This window comes from Aureimonas sp. SA4125 (genome assembly GCF_019973775.1).
GTDB lineage: Bacteria > Pseudomonadota > Alphaproteobacteria > Rhizobiales > Rhizobiaceae > Plantimonas.
The window spans coordinates 1,321,884-1,338,797 of sequence record NZ_AP025032.1 but is presented as its reverse complement, the minus strand read 5'-3'; the positions used below and the strand labels follow the sequence as shown (position 1 = coordinate 1,338,797).

At 68.9% G+C, this 16,914-nt stretch carries 15 protein-coding genes and 1 pseudogene; 9 read left to right on the top strand and 7 right to left on the bottom strand.

The features are described from left to right. Positions 1-109 precede the first annotated feature (109 nt). The 3 genes from Sa4125_RS06120 to Sa4125_RS06110 all read left to right on the top strand — a co-directional run bounded on the left by Sa4125_RS06120 (position 110) and on the right by Sa4125_RS06110 (position 3,611). Positions 110-2,260, top strand: a complete 2,151-nt coding sequence (locus Sa4125_RS06120) for a PBP1A family penicillin-binding protein (protein ID WP_224004838.1) — start codon at positions 110-112, stop codon at positions 2,258-2,260. 150 nt (positions 2,261-2,410) lie between these two features. After that, positions 2,411-2,995 carry a DUF1214 domain-containing protein gene (locus Sa4125_RS06115; RefSeq protein ID WP_224004835.1) on the top strand — a complete coding sequence of 195 codons (585 nt, stop codon included), beginning with the start codon at positions 2,411-2,413 and terminating at the stop codon, positions 2,993-2,995. Then, the gene (locus tag Sa4125_RS06110) at positions 2,988-3,611 is read left to right on the top strand and encodes a DUF1254 domain-containing protein (protein WP_224004832.1); all 624 of its coding nucleotides are present in this window, start codon (positions 2,988-2,990) and stop codon (positions 3,609-3,611) included. The genes Sa4125_RS06115 and Sa4125_RS06110 overlap by 8 nt, the downstream gene beginning before the upstream one ends. Positions 3,612-3,630: 19 nt before the next feature. Here Sa4125_RS06110 and Sa4125_RS06105 read toward each other — a convergent pair whose 3' ends face one another. Continuing rightward, positions 3,631-3,795, bottom strand: a complete 165-nt coding sequence (locus Sa4125_RS06105; protein ID WP_224004829.1) for a hypothetical protein — start codon at positions 3,793-3,795, stop codon at positions 3,631-3,633. A gap of 153 nt (positions 3,796-3,948) precedes the next feature. Between Sa4125_RS06105 and Sa4125_RS06100 the strand changes: the two genes are divergently transcribed. After that, the gene (locus tag Sa4125_RS06100) at positions 3,949-5,112 is read left to right on the top strand and encodes a hypothetical protein (RefSeq protein ID WP_224004826.1); all 1,164 of its coding nucleotides are present in this window, start codon (positions 3,949-3,951) and stop codon (positions 5,110-5,112) included. 158 nt (positions 5,113-5,270) lie between these two features. Here Sa4125_RS06100 and Sa4125_RS06095 read toward each other — a convergent pair whose 3' ends face one another. Genes Sa4125_RS06095 through Sa4125_RS06085 form a run of 3 tightly spaced genes read right to left on the bottom strand, consistent with a single transcriptional unit; the run spans position 5,271 to position 8,200 of the window. Further along, entirely contained in the window at positions 5,271-5,603 is a 333-nt protein-coding gene (locus Sa4125_RS06095) for a DUF1491 family protein (protein ID WP_224004823.1), read from the bottom strand. 10 nt (positions 5,604-5,613) lie between these two features. Further along, positions 5,614-6,417: a peptidoglycan-binding protein gene (locus Sa4125_RS06090; protein ID WP_224004820.1), complete on the bottom strand. Its 804-nt coding sequence runs from the start codon at positions 6,415-6,417 to the stop codon at positions 5,614-5,616. Beyond that, the gene (locus Sa4125_RS06085) at positions 6,356-8,200 is read right to left on the bottom strand and encodes a HAMP domain-containing sensor histidine kinase (protein ID WP_224004817.1); all 1,845 of its coding nucleotides are present in this window, start codon (positions 8,198-8,200) and stop codon (positions 6,356-6,358) included. Before Sa4125_RS06085 ends, Sa4125_RS06090 begins: the two co-directional genes overlap by 62 nt. Before the next feature lie 572 nt (positions 8,201-8,772). Between Sa4125_RS06085 and Sa4125_RS06080 the strand changes: the two genes are divergently transcribed. After that, complete coding sequence (locus Sa4125_RS06080) at positions 8,773-9,315, top strand: DUF5330 domain-containing protein (RefSeq protein ID WP_224004814.1); 543 nt, start codon at positions 8,773-8,775, stop codon at positions 9,313-9,315. 112 nt (positions 9,316-9,427) lie between these two features. Next, positions 9,428-9,850, top strand: a complete 423-nt coding sequence (locus tag Sa4125_RS06075) for a SufE family protein (RefSeq protein WP_224004808.1) — start codon at positions 9,428-9,430, stop codon at positions 9,848-9,850. A gap of 99 nt (positions 9,851-9,949) precedes the next feature. Here Sa4125_RS06075 and Sa4125_RS06070 read toward each other — a convergent pair. Both Sa4125_RS06070 and Sa4125_RS06065 read right to left on the bottom strand, forming a co-directional pair. Beyond that, a pseudogene (locus Sa4125_RS06070) lies at positions 9,950-10,345 on the bottom strand (DUF6456 domain-containing protein); the annotation flags it as partial. Between the two features lie 44 nt (positions 10,346-10,389). Then, the gene (locus Sa4125_RS06065) at positions 10,390-10,671 is read right to left on the bottom strand and encodes a helix-turn-helix domain-containing protein (RefSeq protein ID WP_224004806.1); all 282 of its coding nucleotides are present in this window, start codon (positions 10,669-10,671) and stop codon (positions 10,390-10,392) included. 372 nt (positions 10,672-11,043) lie between these two features. On the opposite strand from Sa4125_RS06065, the gene Sa4125_RS06060 reads away from it, so the two are divergent. The 3 genes from Sa4125_RS06060 (at position 11,044) to Sa4125_RS06050 (ending at position 14,478) form a co-directional block, all read left to right on the top strand. Beyond that, on the top strand, positions 11,044-11,508 hold the full coding sequence (locus tag Sa4125_RS06060; protein ID WP_224004804.1) for a hypothetical protein: 465 nt from the start codon (positions 11,044-11,046) through the stop codon (positions 11,506-11,508). 599 nt (positions 11,509-12,107) lie between these two features. Next, positions 12,108-13,004: an NAD(P)-dependent oxidoreductase gene (locus tag Sa4125_RS06055; protein WP_224004802.1), complete on the top strand. Its 897-nt coding sequence runs from the start codon at positions 12,108-12,110 to the stop codon at positions 13,002-13,004. A 412-nt stretch (positions 13,005-13,416) separates the two neighbouring features. Next, entirely contained in the window at positions 13,417-14,478 is a 1,062-nt protein-coding gene (locus tag Sa4125_RS06050) for a histone deacetylase family protein (protein WP_224004799.1), read from the top strand. 9 nt (positions 14,479-14,487) lie between these two features. On the opposite strand, the gene pbpC is transcribed toward Sa4125_RS06050, so the two are convergent. Beyond that, positions 14,488-16,560: a penicillin-binding protein 1C gene (gene pbpC, locus Sa4125_RS06045; protein ID WP_224004796.1), complete on the bottom strand. Its 2,073-nt coding sequence runs from the start codon at positions 16,558-16,560 to the stop codon at positions 14,488-14,490. Between the last annotated feature and the right edge of the window lie 354 nt (positions 16,561-16,914).

Here is a 16,914-nt window from a genome sequence, read left to right as displayed (position 1 = left end):
GTTGTCGCCACACCGCCCCACCACTTAAGCTGGCCTAAGGGACTGCGATGGTAAGACGGTATGCCCGAGCGAAAATGGCATCCGCGCGCCACAGAAAACAGGTCTGAACTTGCGTCCATCTCAGCCCCATAAGCCGAAACGCTGGGTTCCCACCCGCCTGATCGAGGTCGACGCCTGGATCGACAGCAGCCTGTGGCGCTTTTCCCACGCTTTTTCCGCGGCCTGGGAGACGATTACCATCGCCTCGCGCAAATTTCGCGCCCGCGGCTTCAAGCGCGTCCTCGTCGAGCTCTCCTGCGAGGGACTGACGCTCGGCCTCGCCGGCTTCGTCCTTCTTCTCGTCCTCGCGCAACCGGCGATGCAGCTGACGGCCAACGGCCTGCCACTGCAGAGCGACTACTCCGTCCTCTTTCTCGACCGGCACGGCAACGAGATCGGCCGCCGCGGCGTCCTGCGCTCCGATGCCATCCCGATCGAAGAGATGCCCGATCCCTTCATCAAGGCGGTGCTCGCCACCGAGGACCGCCGCTTCTTCGAGCACTGGGGCATCGACTTGTTCGGCCTTGCCCGTGCCATGAGCGAGAACGCGCGCGCCGGCGGTGTCGTCCAGGGCGGCTCGACGCTGACGCAGCAGCTCGCCAAGAACGTCTTCCTGTCGAACGAGCGCACCATCGACCGCAAGATCAACGAGGCTTTCCTGTCGCTCTGGCTCGAGTCGAACCTCACCAAGCGCGAGATCCTCGGCATGTATCTCGACCGCGCCTATATGGGCGGCGGCACTTTCGGCGCGGCGGGCGCCGCGCAGTTCTACTTCAACAAGGACATCCGCGAAGTCAGCCTTGCCGAGGCGTCGATGCTGGCCGGCCTGTTCAAGGCGCCGGCAAAATACGCCCCGCACATCAACCTGCCCGCAGCCCGCGCCCGCGCCAACGAGGTCCTGTCCAACATGGTGCAGGCCGGCTTCATGACGGAGGGCCAGGTCGTCGCCGCCCGCCGCCAGCCGGCCACCGCCGTCGACCGCTCCGCCACCACCTCGCCCGACTATTTCCTCGACTTCGCCTTCGCCGAGGTGCAGCGCCTCGCCGAAAAAATCCCGCACCGCAACTTCATCGCCCGCACCAGCTTCGACAAGGGGCTGCAGCAGCTCGCCGACGAGTCTGTCGCCTATCACCTGCAGCAGTTCGGCAAGCCCTACGGCGTGGAGGAGGCGGCGATGGTCGTCCTCGACGACGAAGGCGGCGTGCGCGCCATGGTCGGCGGACGCGACTACGGCCTGTCGCAGTTCAACCGCGCGACCAAGGCGCTGCGCCAGCCCGGCTCGTCCTTCAAGGGCTATGTCTACGCCGCGGCGATGGAAGCCGGCTACACGTCGACCGACAAGGTCTCCGACGGCCCGATCACCATCGGCAACTGGTCCCCGAAAAACTACGGCCGCTCCTATGCCGGCACCGTCACCCTGACCGACGCCTTTGCCAAGTCGATCAATACCGTGCCGGTGCGTCTCAGCCAGAAGATCGGCGTGGACAAGGTGACGGCGATGGCCAAGGCGATGGGCGTCGAAAGCCCCCTGCGCGGCGACAAGACCATGGCGCTCGGCACTTCCGAGGTCACCGTGCTCGACCAGGCGACCGGCTACGCCGTGTTTCCCGCCGGCGGCATGGACTCGCACCGCCATGCGATCCTGACGATGACGGACACGAACGGCGACGTCCTGTGGGACGCGGCGCGCGACATGCCGCCACGCCACCGCGTCCTGTCGGAACAGGCAGCGAAGTCGATGAACGAGATGCTGGTGCAGGTGCCGATCCGCGGCACCGCGCGCAAGGCGGCCCTGTCGATGACGCACGCCGCCGGCAAGACCGGCACGACCCAGGCCTATCGCGACGCCTGGTTCGTCGGCTTCACCGGCAACTTCACCGCCGCCGTCTGGTTCGGCAACGACAGCTACCGGCCGACCAACAAGCTGACCGGCGGTGGCCTGCCCGCTCTGACCTGGCAGCGCTTCATGGAGGCCGCCCATCAGGGCATCGAGCTCAGGCAGATCCCGTTCATCGGGGAAGATCTGCCGCCCCTCGCCGAGCCGGTGGTCGCGGACGCGGCGGAGGGCGGCGGCAGCCCTCGACCGGTCCGGCAGCTTTCGCTGAACTCCGCCACGCAGAAGCTTCTCGTCGGGATCGGCGCGCTGTTCGACGACGCAAGGCCCATCGGCGCGGAAAAGGTCGCGGCGAACCGACCCGTCCCGACGTCCGAGCGGCAGTAGCGCCCGCCGCCGGTGCCAGACCTTGGACGTCTGCGGCTGGCGCTTTCCCAGGTGTGCGGCGCGGTTCCGGCGGCGATTTTCCCGCGCGCCCTTGCGTCCGCCGCCCCCGCGTGAAATGAGCCGTTGCACCTCTTCCAAGAGCCAGAGCGCATGCGTTTCATGATCCTCCTTGCCCTGTCGATCGGTCTTGCGCTCGGTCTCGGCGCCTGGACGGCCGACCGGGCGCTGGAGATGTCGGCCGATCTCGGCACGGTCGAGGTCGGTCCCTGGCGCGCCAATCCGCTCGGGGGCTCTCCCGATGCCGATCCCTATTCCAGAGCCGTCCTCGCGCGCATCGGCAATCTGACCCTCGGCGGCGGCGAGGGCATCAGCTTTCGCGCCAACGCGGACAGCGCCGGCCGGCCGCTGATGCGCCAGTGCAGCTACGGTCTTGCCGGCCAGACTCCGCTGGCGCGGGTGTGGACACTGGCGGCCTATCTGCCGGACGGCCTCCTCGTCGATCCCGGCGAAGGCCGACCCGGCTGGCTGGTGTCGCGCAGCCTGATGCGCGCCGAGGATAATTCGGCTGTCATGACCGTCGGACCGAGGGCCGCCCCCGGAAACTGGCTTTCGGTCACCGGCAGCGGCGAATTCACACTGGCGCTGACGCTCTACGACACGCCGGCCAGCACCTCCAGCGGCGTCGCCAGCCTCGTCCTGCCGACCCTCACGCGTGGTGACTGCCGCGATGGGTAAGCTCATCCTCGCCGTGGTGATCGGCCTCGTCGGGGCGGCGATCGTCCACATCGTCGTCATCTTCGCCATCCCGCTCCTTGCCGGCAACAATGCCTGGGGGCGGCTCGGCCGCATTGCCGGAATGGAGACAGTGGTGCGGATCGACTCGCAGCGCCAGGCGGGGAGCGGCTCCGGGTTGCGCGACGACGGTCCAGGCGCACACGACTTCGCCTTCATCGACCCGGCTTTCGTCACCGCCGCCTGCCGGTTCTCGCTCGAGGACGGCCCGGTGCGCGTGACGGCGCCCGCCGCGACCGAGTTCTGGTCCGCCTCGATCTATTCGCGCCAGGGTGACAATCTCTACTCGATCAACGACCGCTCGGCGGTAAAGGGCCGGTTCGACCTTCTCCTCGGCACGCCCGAGCAGCTCGTCGACGCCGAGGCCAACAGCGTCTCCCAGGACGAGACGGCGATCCCGGTCGGGCTCGACCTGGCGGAGGGTTATCTGACGTTGCGGGTTCTGGTCGGCGACGAAACGCAGCGCCCGGGCGTCGATGCCTTCGTGCGCTCCCTGCGCTGTCAGAAGCTCGAACCAGCCGGCCTTGCCGTCATTCCCGAGGCGACAGGCACGCCCTGAGCATCGTGTTGCCCGACCGTTAGGCCTTCAGCAGCACCGGCGCGTCGATCACAGCCGAAACGATCGCCTCCCGCCGGATACAGGGCAGGATGACGATCTCGGCGGTCGTCACGCCCAGACCCGCGCGTCGGACGGGGGCCTTTTCCGCCGTCGGTCGGTGGGGGAAAAAGAGCATGACTGCCATGGCAAAGCCTTATCAGCATCGGTCTGTTGAGCGGACTATGGCGCGGCGACCTTTCGCGAAGCTAGAAAGCGGGATCAGGGTTAATCGGTTGCTAAGATATCTTAGCTAATTCTTTCGATCGTCGGCAATGACCATCGAACCGCCCGGAGCCCCATGAAGCACGACAGCCAGCGCCTCTTTAGAGCCCTTGAAAAGACCGCTGGCCGCGACGGATTCGACACCATCGTCAGCGCCGCGGTTGCCAGCTACGGATCGCTGCGCTCCCCCGGCGACAATCAGGCACGCGACTTCAGCCGTCTGGTCGTGCCCCTGTGGGACAAGATCCGGCCGGAGACGCGCCGGGCGCTCGCCGCCGCGCTGTCGCACAGCCCGCGCGTGCCCCGGCCGATCGTCGACCTCCTGATCGCCGAACCGCTGGAGATTTCGGCACCCTTCCTCACCTCCAGCCCGGTGCTGGGGACGTCCGACCTTCTGGCGCTGCGCGCCAGCCGCGACCGGCGCCTGCGCAAGATCATCGCCGGCCGCGCGCCATCGCCCGGGAGCGCGACGCCCTCGCCCCCCCTCGCAACGCCGACGGCCTCGACCGAGCCCCTCGCCGCCGCTCCCCTGGATGTGTCGGCCCCAAAGCCTGCAGGGTCCCCCGAACCGGCAGCCTTCGAAACGGCGGCCGCTCCGGATGTGTTCACGAGCGAACCGCAGGCCGCGGCACCCGTCTTTCCCGAGCTGCGCACGACAGGCGCGCCGGCTGCCGGGGCCGACCGGTCCGAGGCGGCGCCGCAGACGAATGATATGACGCCCTCCCCCCAGGGCGCCGCCGACCTCATCCGCCAGACCTTGCGGCGACTGGCGCGGCCGGGCGGGCGCGAGATGCGGGGGCCGTCGCTGCACGCGCTCGTCGCGCTCGCCGTCCAGCAGGACGGGGCGAGCTTCTACGAAGGCCTGCGGCAGGCCCTCGACCTTTCCCAGGACGTCCTCGTCAAGATCGCCGAGGACGACAGCGGCGAGCGCCTGGCCGTCGCGGTCAAGGCGCTCGGCGCGGGCCCGGCGGATGCCTTGACCATCCTGATGATGATGAAGCCCGACATCGGTCTCGATGTCGCGAAATTCAGCCTGATGACGCGCTTCTACCGCGCCCTGAAAGTCGAGGACTGCGCGGCCATCGCCCACGGATCGCGGCTGCGCAAGGCGGTTTCCGCCCCCGCGCTCGAGCCGCAGTACCAGGACCTCCAGCCTCTGCCGCGCGCCGCGCCGCCGGCCGAGTTCGGCCGCCGGGCGCAACGGCCCTGGGGTGAGCAGAAGAGCTCCAAGTCGGGTTGACGGCGGGCCATACGGCGCCACGGCCACGCATGTTGCAGCCGGCGCGTCCCCGCCGACTCTGCCCTTCGACCCTGAGGCACCCGGCGCCCTTGAGCCGTCGCGCCTTCCGCGATCTTAATGCCGCCAGCCCATTGGGCCGGCCGCTCGCTCCTGTGGGGTCAGGCCTCGACGATATCCAGATAGTTTTCGGGCGCGCCCGTCTCGATCTCCACCACCCAGAAATCCGGATCGAAACGCGCCTCGCGGGCAAGGCGCCGCTCCAGCGCATCGGCGCCCTGCATCGCCTCGCGCATGAAGCGCCGGCCGCCGTCGTCGGCGGAGTGGGTTTGGCTGGCCGGCCCGAACAGCGTCACCTGCCCGTCGCGGGCCCTGACGAGGACGAAGATCGCCCCTGCCGCCTCGGCGCCCTGGCGTTCGACGGCGGCAAATCCGCCGTCGGAAAAGATCCGGCGGACGAGTTGCGAGACGAAGAGCGCGCTCGTCACGCGCATCGCGCTGCCCTCACTTCACCGCGCCGATGGCGATGAGGTGGTCGAGCAGGCGCTTGTTGGGCCTGCCGGTCACGTCCATTCCCTCCAGCGCCTCGAAGGTGCGGATCGCCGCGCGCGTCTGTTCGCCGACCACGCCGTCGGCCGTCAGCTTGGCGACATCGGCATTGGCAAGCCCGCTCTGGATCCGTCGCACCAGTTCCTTGTCGGAAATCTCTTCGCCGGTCGAGCCTGTCGTGGCCGGGTCGGCCGCGGCGCGGCTGGCTTCCGCCGGCTCGATGCTCGCCATGCGTTCGGCGCCATCGGGCCTGGCGGAGGGACTGGGTGCCTCGCCGGCCAGCTGGCGGATCTGCGACAGGAGGAGCGGCGACGGCTCGCCGTCGACGCGCAGGGCATGTTCGCTCTGGAAGGCACGGATCGCGGCCGCCGTCGCCTTGCCGGGACGCCCGTCGGGGTTCAGCGCGTAGTGGCCGGTGCGCGCCAGTTCCTCCTGCACTTCGAGGACCAAGGGCACTGGCTGAAGGACAATCTCCGCCGCCGCCAGCTCGGTCGCGGGCTGGTCGAGGAGAGGTCCCCGCGTCGCCATCATCGGCCGGGGATGGCGTCCCGGCTGCGACAGGATGGCATTGCCCGACACCAGCGCGAACAGAATCGCGACACCTGCGATCCCGCCCGACAGCACCGGGCGCGCCGCGATGGGCCTGCCGATCAGGCTCAGGGCTGCGACCGAGAGGCGAAGCCCCCGGCGCGCGACGCTAGGCCGTGCGACGGCTCGGCCGGTCTTGGCGCGAAGGGGAGTCTGTCTCTTTGCAGGCATCGGTCAGCGCCACGATCTTGTTTCTGGAGGACTCAATGTCGGCGATTGCGGCCATGCCGTCGAGGGGGATGCGAACGGTTACGGTGGTTCCGCGGCCCAGTTCGCTGGCGATCTCCATCGAACCGTGGTGGAGGACAGCCAGTCCCTTGACCAGCGACAGCCCAAGGCCGGTTCCCTGGTAGCGCCGCGCGATTCCCTGCGACAGCTGCGTGAACGGCTGCCCCAGCCGCGGCAGGTCCTTCTGCGCGATCCCGATGCCGGTATCGGCAACGGACAGGACAAGCATGCCGCCCCGCGCATCGGCGCGCAGGGTCACTCCGCCATGGTCGGTGAACTTCACCGCATTGGCCAGGAGATTGAGAAGGATCTGATGGCAGGCGTGGCGGTCGGCAACGACCTCGGGAAGGTGCGGGCCGAGCGCGACGTCGAGCACCAGACCCTTGCGTTCGGCCTGCGGACGGATGAGGGCGGCGGCCGAGACGAGCGCCTTGGCGACGTCGAAGCGCTCGACCTCGAGCTCGTAGCGTCCGGCCTCGATCTTGGAAATGTCGAGAAGACCGTTGACGACCGAGAGGAGATGTTCGCCCGACTGGCGGATCAGCCCGACGTATTCCCGCTGCCGCGGATCCTCGAAGCCGCCGAACAGCTCCTGATGGAGCACGTCGGAAAAACCGATGATGGCATTCAGCGGCGTGCGCAGTTCGTGGCTGACCGCCGCCAGGAAATGGCTCTTGGCATCCGAGCCCTGCTCGGCCGCGCTCAAGGCGAGCGTCAGCTCGGCGGTCAAGGCGCGCTCGGACGTCACGTCGCGGGCGATGGCGAGGATGGCGTGCAGGCGGCCGGAAGTGTCGCGCACCGCCATCATGCGCAGGGATACGTCGCGGAAATGCTGCGTCGCGCTGGCAGCGGACTGGACCTTCACCTCGATTGCGAGCGCATCGGCGCCGCCGCGGAGGTCGCCGAACGCCTTGAGGTAACGCACCCGGTCGGTGATGTGAATCGCCTGGAAGATCGCCTTGTCGCTGAGCGGGCGCGCGGAGGTCTCGAAGAGGCCGGAGGCGGCGAGAGAGGCCGTGAGCAGGCTTCCGTCCGGCGAGAACCGCAGCACGGCTTCCGTCAGGCCGTTCTCGATCAGCAGGGCTTCCGTGCCTTCGAGACCGCGCAGGGCATTCGTCTTTTCACGGGCGCGCCAGAGCCGGAGCGTCTGAAGCCCGCCATAGACGAGCCCGAGCCCGGCCGTCAGCGTCCCGTCGAAGCCGAAAGTCGCGGTGGCGGCAAGGCCGAGCCACTGCGCCGTCGCCACCGCGCTCAGCGCAAGGCAGGAAACGCCGACGGCGAGGGCTGCCAGGTGCCGCCGACCGGCGATGGTCGCTTCGATCGGCGCCAGGAGAAGCAGGAAAAGAAGGGGCGAGGACACCCCGCCTCCGGCCAGAGCCAGCGCGCCGACCAGCGCCGATGCCGCGGCGATTGCCAGCGAGAGAACGAGCGTCAGCCGGCCGCTCGACGCCAGGAGCCCGGCCAAAGCGAGGCATGCGCCGGCGATGATCGCGGGCAGAACGACGCCGCGCGGACCGAAGTCGCCAAGGCTGGCGAACGGCAGTGCCAGGGCTGCGGCAAGACCCGCCGCCACCAGCCCGGCGATCACGCGGCGCTGCGGCGCACGATCGTTCGGGTCGAGGATTCTGGGCGAGACCAGTCGCTCGAAAGTGCCCGACAGCGCCATCGCGAAGGTGCTGGAGCCCAGCATCGATTCGCTTGCGTCTGCCTCGCTGAACTGCGTCATCCACTACCCGCGTCTTGCATCTGTGCCGGGGGTGGCCGACGCCGAATCGTTCGAGCGGCGGCCCTCTCTGGCTTGATCTCCATCATCGCCTTAACCCTTTAAGGAAGGCATAAACGGCGCCTCGCCGCCCGCAATGCCGGTCGAATTCGAACCGCGGCCAACCTTTCGCGCCAATGGCGGCACTTGCCATTGGCACGACAGGCGCGGCCGTCGCCATTTACGGATTTTTTGCCCGGCGACGGATCGTGCCGCGAGACAGCACGCGGTGAATCCCCCGGCGTGGGGCAATGCGCCACGCCCGCGGCGCCCCGGACCGCGGCTTCGGACACACGGTCCCACGCTTTGGCAGCCCGCCGGGTCAAGCCCCGCCGACGCCGGCTGGGGAGAACCGGCGCCATCGCCGGCCGGATCGATTGCATTTGAATCAAACTCGGCGACAAGTTTCAACGCGACCTTCGGGCCTTTGCGGCATTGTGGCCACAGGGAAGAAGCGACGGGGTCGCTTCCTTCCGGCGCACGGCCAAGGCCGACGCCGACGGACAGGCCGCGCCGGCGACAGAGGAGCAGGCAGCATGCGTTTCATCCTGAAGGCCGCCTTCTGGCTCGGCCTCATCGCCTTCTTCGCTCCCTTCGGTGGCACACCGAAGGAGACGTCGGCCAATCTCAGCATCGTCGGCGCCTATATCGGCGCGCAGGAGGCCATCGCCGATCTCAGCGGCTTCTGCACACGGGCACCGCAGGCCTGCGATACCGGCCGGGAATTTGCGATCTTCGCCGGCGAGCGGATCGGCGACGGCGCCGCCATGGCCTACCAATTCGTCCAGGGACGCATGGCCCCGCCTGACGGGGAGACGCCGACGCCCCCTGTCGCGACCGACATCGCCTCCCTGCCCGGCATCACGCCCGATCCGGTGACGACCGGTGCGGTGACGATCGGTGCGGTCGGCTCGCTCGACGTCTCGCGTTTCGGCATGCCGGCGCGGCCCACCGCTTACCAGCCGCCCCGCCCCCGCGCCGAAGCGGAGACCATGCCCGCGACTGCGACCGCACCGGAGCCGGCACCCATCGCCACCCCCTCTGCCCTCGCGGTGCCGACCCCGGCGCCCCGCGCCTGAGCCGCGCCTGAGCCGCGCCGCGTTCGAGGCGACCGTCGCGGCCTGACAAGTGCGCCCGGGCCCCCTATATCCGTCGCGGGCAGGACGGCTGCCACGCGACGACGGAACGGCCATGATCACGATCGACGACATCGAGACCAACTTCGAACTGCTCGACGATTGGGAAGACCGCTACCGCTACCTCATCGAGCTCGGCCGTGAATTGCCGCCCTTGCCCGAGGGAGCGCAGAACGACGCCACCAAGGTTCCCGGCTGCGTCAGCCAGGTCTGGCTCGTCAGCGACGTGCTGGCCGGCGCGCCGCCGCGTCTGCGCTTCGCCGGCGATTCCGATGCCCACATCGTTCGTGGCCTCGTCGCCATCGCGCTTGCGCTGTTTTCCGGCCGCACCGCGCCCGAGATCCTCGCCATCGACGCCGAGGCGACCTTCGCCCGGCTCGGTCTCCAGGACCATCTGACGCCGCAACGCTCGAACGGCCTGCGCTCGATGGTCGGCCGGATCAAGGAAGATGCACGGCGGGCAATGGCGACGGCCTGACACGGGTCAGACCTTGCCGCCGCCGATCGACGGGCGATAGTCGCCGGCCCCCCAGCGCCGGATGCGGCCCGGCCCGCCCGTCGCTTCCTGGCTGAAGCCGTAGTGCCGGGCGAGCATGGCAAGCCCCGTCTTCAGCATCAGCTTGGCCGAACGAACAGGCCATTGCCGCTCCCGCTCGACCTCTTCCAGGCCCTTCAGGAAGCAACAGACGTCGAGGAGGACGCCGGCAAGTTCGGGCCCGGCCGCCGCGATCGCCGCGTCGACCCTCTTGCGGGCATCGAGCGCGCTGTCGCAGAGGTCGAAGGCACCGCGGCCGGAACCGCCGCCGCCGCGCGGCGCAAGGTCCCAGCGCTGCGTCATCGCCGGCGTCATCCCGGCACGGGTGAAGTCGGCACGCAGCCGTTCGCCCGCCATGGTCTCGGCCTGATCGAGGAAAGCCGCGCCGTCCTTGCCCCGCCGGGTCGCCAGCCGCCCGAGCGGCGACTCGTCCGGGTCGAAGCCCGGCAGGTCCGCGCCGCCGCTCCGCGCACCCCGCGTCCTCATGCCTCGTCCCGCCAGCCGCCGAGAAGGGCGCGGCATTCCGCGGCGAGCGTCTCCAGGCGCGTCAGCTGCGCGTCGAAATCCGGCCGGTCGCGCTGGTCCTCGACGCGGCGAATGGCATGCGCGACGCTGGTCCGGTCCCGGCCGAAATCGGCGCCAATGGCCGCCAGCGGCACCTGGAAGATGACATGGGCAAGATACATCGCGACATGCCGCGCCGTGCAGATCTCCGCCTCGCCCCGATTGGCGCGCGCAATTTCTTCCAGGGGGATGGCGAGCACCGCGCTGGCAATCTGCCGCGACAACCTGCAGCCCGCGACCGCGGGATCATCGTTGTGAGACGACCGCTCCCTCCGAGGAGAAATTCCTGGTGGCACGTCATGGACGACTGCCCGCCTCCGCAGCCCCGCTCTGCCATGCACCAAAGGAACCACTCCCGACATTTCGCCTCTCCCTCGCGGCTGCTTGTCCCTCATCCTTAGGACAATCGACACGATATAGGAAATCTTTCCTGTGTCTGACAGCGACATATTCGGCTATCTGGGCTTCCCTGCAGGCCTCACGGAGCAAACTCCCTGTCGGGCATAAGGATTTTTTTCCTCTTTTGGGCGATGCGGCGCCATCCTGCCGGGATGCCGCAGGGGACAGCCGCCATGACCGAAGCCGAAAGACTGGAAGCGGCGATGCGCGCCGCCATCGCCGCGCACCGGATCAAGCTGCGGCAGGAAATCGAACGGAAGACCCGCAGCTTCGAGCTGCGCTTTCTTCTGGCCCGGCTCGGTCTGTCGCCGCCGGAACTCGATATCGTCGATGGATGCCCGTCGGCCGCGGCACTCGCCCCGGACCTCGCGTGCCGCATCGAGACGCGGCTCGTCGCCGAGGCGGACCGCCTGTCGCGGCACGCGCGCGCCGGCAGTGCCCGCTACGATATCAACCGCCACGTCGCCGTCCGCCACGCTCTCGCCTGGCTGCGTGGCGGCCCAGCTCTCCCCGACGAGGCGGGCGACCGCCGGTCGGGGCGCGAACTGAATGCGCGCTTCCGCCGGTCACGCGATCGGCGCCCGGCCCGCCCGCCATGGGGCGCGCATCCCGGTGCCCATCCGCCGCGGCCCTCATGACCGCGCCGTGCCGCCATCCACACCGTGCCGCAGCGGCATCGCGCCCTTGCTTGACGTCGATCTCGCCGTGCGGCAGAACACGCTACAGCCCCTGCTCCGCAGGTCTTTGCGCGCACAGGAAGAATCTGGCGTCCGGAGCTGATTTGATTCCGGAAGCAGACACTTGCGAGCATCGCCGGATTCAGGTTGTGAATATGTTGGCCTGACCTTTGGGAATGGCAGGCCGTCCTCCCTCGCCTCATCCGCCCTTCCACCACGACCCCGCGCGCCGCTGGCCGGATCCTGAATCAATCAGACAATATCCTCACCTGACACCGCAATCTCACGAGCAGATCCGGGAGATCCGGACTCGGTTTCTTAACAAGCTGGCCTGACCTCTCATCTCAAGCCGCTTGCGCAGAGGGCGGGACTTTCGCAATGGTCGCCCCATCTCTAAGGCACGCGGCGAGATCCGCGTGGGCATCGACGCTTGGGAAGGGAAGAGCGTCGGACGCCAGGGAGACAAGGGGATCCGGTGGCAGCAGCTTCGCGACGCTTTCGGATTCTCTTTGAAAATATGCTGATCTGACGTCTTCGGACGCGCAAGGGAGAATGACTTCATGACCGACACCATCGGCTTTATCGGCCTTGGCTACATGGGCCACGGCATGGCCAAGAACATCGTCGAAAAGGGCTTTGCCCTGCGCGCTTTGCCCAACCGCAAGCGCGAGGCGATCGAGGACCTCGTCGGCCGCGGTGCCACCGAGGCTTCTTCCGTGGCCGAAATCGGCGAAACCTGTGACATGGTCGTCCTCTGCCTCCCCGGCTCGCCCGAGGTCGAGGCCGTCGTCACCGGTCCAGGCGGACTTCTTTCCACGGCCCGTTCCGGCCTCGTCATCCTCGACTCCTCGACATCCAATCCCGTCTCCACCCGGCGTCTGGCGGAACTCTGCGCGGAAAAGGGCGTGTCGTTCGTCGACGCGCCGCTGTCGCGCACCCCGAAGGAAGCCTGGACCGGCACGCTCGACTGCATGGTCGGCGCGACGCCCGAACTGTTCGAGAAGGTCCGCCCTCTCATCGACACCTGGTCCGGCAAGATCGTCCACACCGGCGACATCGGCTCCGGCCACACGATGAAGCTCCTCAACAACTTCCTCTCGCTCGGCTACGGCGCGCTCTATGCCGAAGCGCTCGCCATCGGCCAGAAATCCGGCGTCTCGCCGGAAATCTTCCACAGCGTGCTCACCGGCGGCCGCATGGATTGCGGCTTCTACCAGACCTTCATGCAATATGTCGTCGGCCGCGACCGCGACGCCCACAAGTTCACCTTGAAGAACGCCCACAAGGATACCCGCTACCTCGTCTCCATGGCCAACGAATCCGGCGTCTCGACGCATATCGCCAGCGCCGTGAAGAACTCCTACGCCACCGCCGAATCGATCGGCCGCGGCGACGACTTCGTGCCGATGCTGTCGGACATCGTCGCGGAGCTGAACGGGATCAAGCGCGAGGACTGAACTTCCTCGCAGAGGCGATCTGGAGCTTCGGGAAGACGCGCAACAGCCATCTGGACGTTTCTGCGTGACGCGGCGTGTCGGCGCCGCCGACCTGCCAGAACAGTCATCCCGGGCTTGGCCCGGGACCCATGCCGAGGCGGCGGAAACCGGCATTGCGCCGGCAGGATGATGCGCGCTTCGAGCCGTCCTGCCCTGAAGCGGCGGTTTGACCCCGCCTCGGCATGGGTTGTCGGGCCAAGCCAGACAATGACGACAGGATAAGGGTTTGCGCGTTCGGAGCGAGCCGCCATCCCATCAAACTCGGCGTGAGCGGTCGGGCGCCTCCCCGAATCCGAGCGCGTGACGTCGCCGCCGCGCTGGCATAGCCTCGCGTGACCCCGTCCCGCGCCCCCGCGCCCAGCCCCGGATTCCCATGCGCCTGTTCTTCGATCCCGCCCAGACCGCCCACCGGCCGACGCAATACGGCGTGCACGGCCGCCTCGTCACGCCATTGGAAAATCCGGCCCGTGCCGAAACGCTGATCGCAAAGCTGTCCGCCCTCGGACTCCGGCAGGAAACGCCCGCCGATCACGGCCTGGCGCCGATCCACGCCGTGCACGCCGACCATTATGTCGCCTTCCTGGCCGAGGCCTACGACCTCTTCCAGACCCTGCCGAATGCCGGGCCGGAAGTGCTGCCGAACATCCACCCCTACGTCTCCTCGGGACCGGACTTCGCTACGCGGGGAAAACCGCGGACGACGGGCATTCTCGGCCGGACCGGCTGGTATATCGGCGATCTCTCCTGCGCCATGATGGACGGCACCTACCGCGCCGCCTACGCCTCGGCGCAGACCGCCATAGCCGCCGCCGAGGCCGTCCTTGCCGGGGAGGCCGCGAGCTTCGCGCTCTGCCGCCCGCCGGGCCACCACGCCTATGCCGACCGCGCCAACGGCTTCTGCTTCTTCAACAACGCCTCGATATCGGCCGAAGCCCTGCGCAAGCGCTTCTCCCGCGTCGCCATCCTCGACTTCGACACGCATCACGGCGACGGCACGCAGGCCATCTTCTACCGCCGCAGTGACGTGCTCGTCGCCTCCACCCACACCGATCCCAGCGCCTACTACCCGCATTTCGCCGGCTATGCCGAGGAGACGGGCGCGGGCGACGGCGAGGGCTTCAATCTCAATCTGCCGCTCGCCTTCGGCGCCGACGACGAGGCCTTCGTCGCTGCCGTCACGCAACTGGCCGAAAAGGTCTCGTCCTTCGGCGCCGAAGCGCTGGTCATTTCCGCCGGCTGGGACGCACACCGCGACGACCCGCTATCGAAGCTCGCCGTCACGACAGAGGCCTATGGCCGCATCGGCGCGATCCTCGGAACGCTCGGCCTGCCCACCGTCATCGTCCAGGAAGGCGGGTACTCGCTCGCCGCCGTCGCGGAAGCGGCACCGCTCTTTGCCGAGACGTTTCGGGCAGCTCACCGACTGGGCCGCTGACGCGGGCGGTCAGTCGACGAACACCCGGCTCGACGCCGCCGCCCCGGCCGAGTCCACCACGGATATGTCGATGAACCCGGGCTCCCTGGCGTGCCAGGAGGCCTGCCGGTCGAACTGCCCCTGCACCACCGGAGCGCCGTCGACATACCAGGTGAAGGGCGGGGCGCCGTTGCGAACCTTCAGCGAGAGGTCGGCAGTGGCCCCCTCGGCAAGGCCCAGCTCGACATGGGCGGCGTTCGGCGGGAAGACGATTTCCGGCGCCGGACCGCCGCCCGGCCGCGCCGCGGACGCGCCGACGATGCGCAGCGGCGGCGGCAGGTTGCGCCCGGCGGCAGCGAGGATGCCGGGCGGCGGGCCGGGCAGGCGCACGGCCGGACCGATGCGGGCGAAGACATCACGCATGACCGGCACGGCGGCGTCCTGGCCGACGAGGCCGGCAACCGGCGCACCATCCGGCCGTCCCAGCCAGATGCCGACGACATGCTCCCCGTCATAGCCGATCGACCAGGCGTCGCGGTAGCCGAAGGAGGTGCCGGTCTTGTGCGCGATCGTACCGGGCGAGCCCTTCACCGTGGTCGTCGCCCCGGCAAGGATCGAGGTGACGTACCAGGCCGCCTGTTCCGACAACACCCGCGCCGCCGGCCTTGCGCCGAGGATTGCGGCCGTGCCGGCGTCGATCCTGAGCGGCTTGGCCATCCCGCCATTGGCGATGCCGCCATAGATCGCGACGAGGTCTTCCAACGTCAGGCCGAGACCGCCGAGGCCGATGGCAAGACCTGGAATCGTGCGGCTGCCGAGCTCCGGCGTGGCGCCCGCCCGGCGCATGCGCTGCACCAGGCGGGACGGGCCGGTGGCCGCGAGGAGTTCCACCGCCGGCAGGTTGCGCGAGAGCTGCAGCGCCCGGCGCGCGGTGATGAGGCCCTCGAAGGTGTGATCGAAATTCTGCGGGGTGTAGCCGGCAAAGGCCGTCGGCCGGTCGTCGACGAGGCTTTCGGGATGGGCGACGCCGCGCTCGAAGGCGAGGCCGAAGATCAGCGGCTTCAGCGTCGATCCCGGCGAGCGCAGCGCGCGCGTCAGGTCGACATAGCCCTGGCGCTTGGCGTCGAAGACATCCGGCGAGCCGATCGAGGCAAGGATTTCACCCGTCCGATGGTCGGTGACGAGGATGGCAAGGCTCAGCGGCGCGATCATTGCTGCCGCGCGGGCGCGGGCATAGTCCTCCAGCCGCTGCTGCAGCTTCGCGTCGAGGGTGAGATGCAGTTTCCGCGCCTTGGGATCGCCGCGGTGCAGCCGCTCGGTCGCATGCGCGGCCAGCATCGGCAGGTCGCGCCGCCGCCGCGGGATCGGCTCGGCCATGCCACGCCGCGCCTCGGCTTCGGACAGGATGCCGAGGTCCTGCATGCGCGCGATCACCCGGTTGCGGGCCCGCTCGGCGCGGTCCGCATGAAGGTCCGGCCGCAGCCTTTCCGGCGCCTGCGGCAGCGCGACGAGCAGCGCCGCCTCTGCCACCGTCAGCCGCCGCGGCTCCTTGCCGAGCCAGGCAAGGCTTGCGGCGCGGATCCCCTCGATATTGCCGCCATAGGGCGCAAGCTTCAGATAGAGTCCGAGGATCTCGTCCTTCGAACGCTCCCGCTCCAGCGCCAACGCCCCGAGCACCTGCTCGCCCTTGGAGGCGAAGCTCCCGGTCGGCAGGCGCTTCTGCATCCGCGCCACCTGCATGGTCAGCGTCGAGCCACCGGAGACGATGCGCCCGTGGCGGATCGACTGCCACACCGCCCGCAGCACCGCCCGCCCGTCGACGCCGCCATGGCTGGCAAAACGCTGGTCCTCCCAGGCCGTCAGTATCTTGACGTAGCGCGGGTCGACGTCCCCGGTCCCGATGTCCAGCCGCCAGCGCCCATCGTCGTCGGCAAAGGCCCGAAGCAGTTCGCCGTCCCGGGCGGTGACCGTGACGCCGGTCTCCGGCTCGGCCAGATCGGCGACGCGCGCGTCGATGGCGGCATCGAGCCAGTGTGCCCCGACCAAGGCGCCGGCAGCAAGGAACGCGGCGATAAGGGCAGCGGCCATGAGGCGCCTACGCATGAGCCAGCCTCACCGGCTCGGGAACCGTTAGGCGCTCCCCCGTCCCCTTCGTCATCCCTGCCTTGAGCCGGGATCCATGCCGAAGCGATGAGGAAGGAGAATCGGTACAGGAAGCCCGCCGGTCCACCATCCTCGGTTTGTCCCGGCGATTTGGCATGGATCCCGGCGCAAGGCCGGGATGACGACTGATGGGCTGTATCCTCGTTTCCAGCGGTGAGCGCTTCGTGCCCGCCCCTGTGTGCGTCGCTCTGCCGTCGCGACCCGCCGCCTCAAGCCGACCGGCCGCGGCGGCTGCGCGCCCCCCTCTGCCTGCCGGCATCTCCCCCTCAAGGGGGGAGATCAGGCGCGGATAGG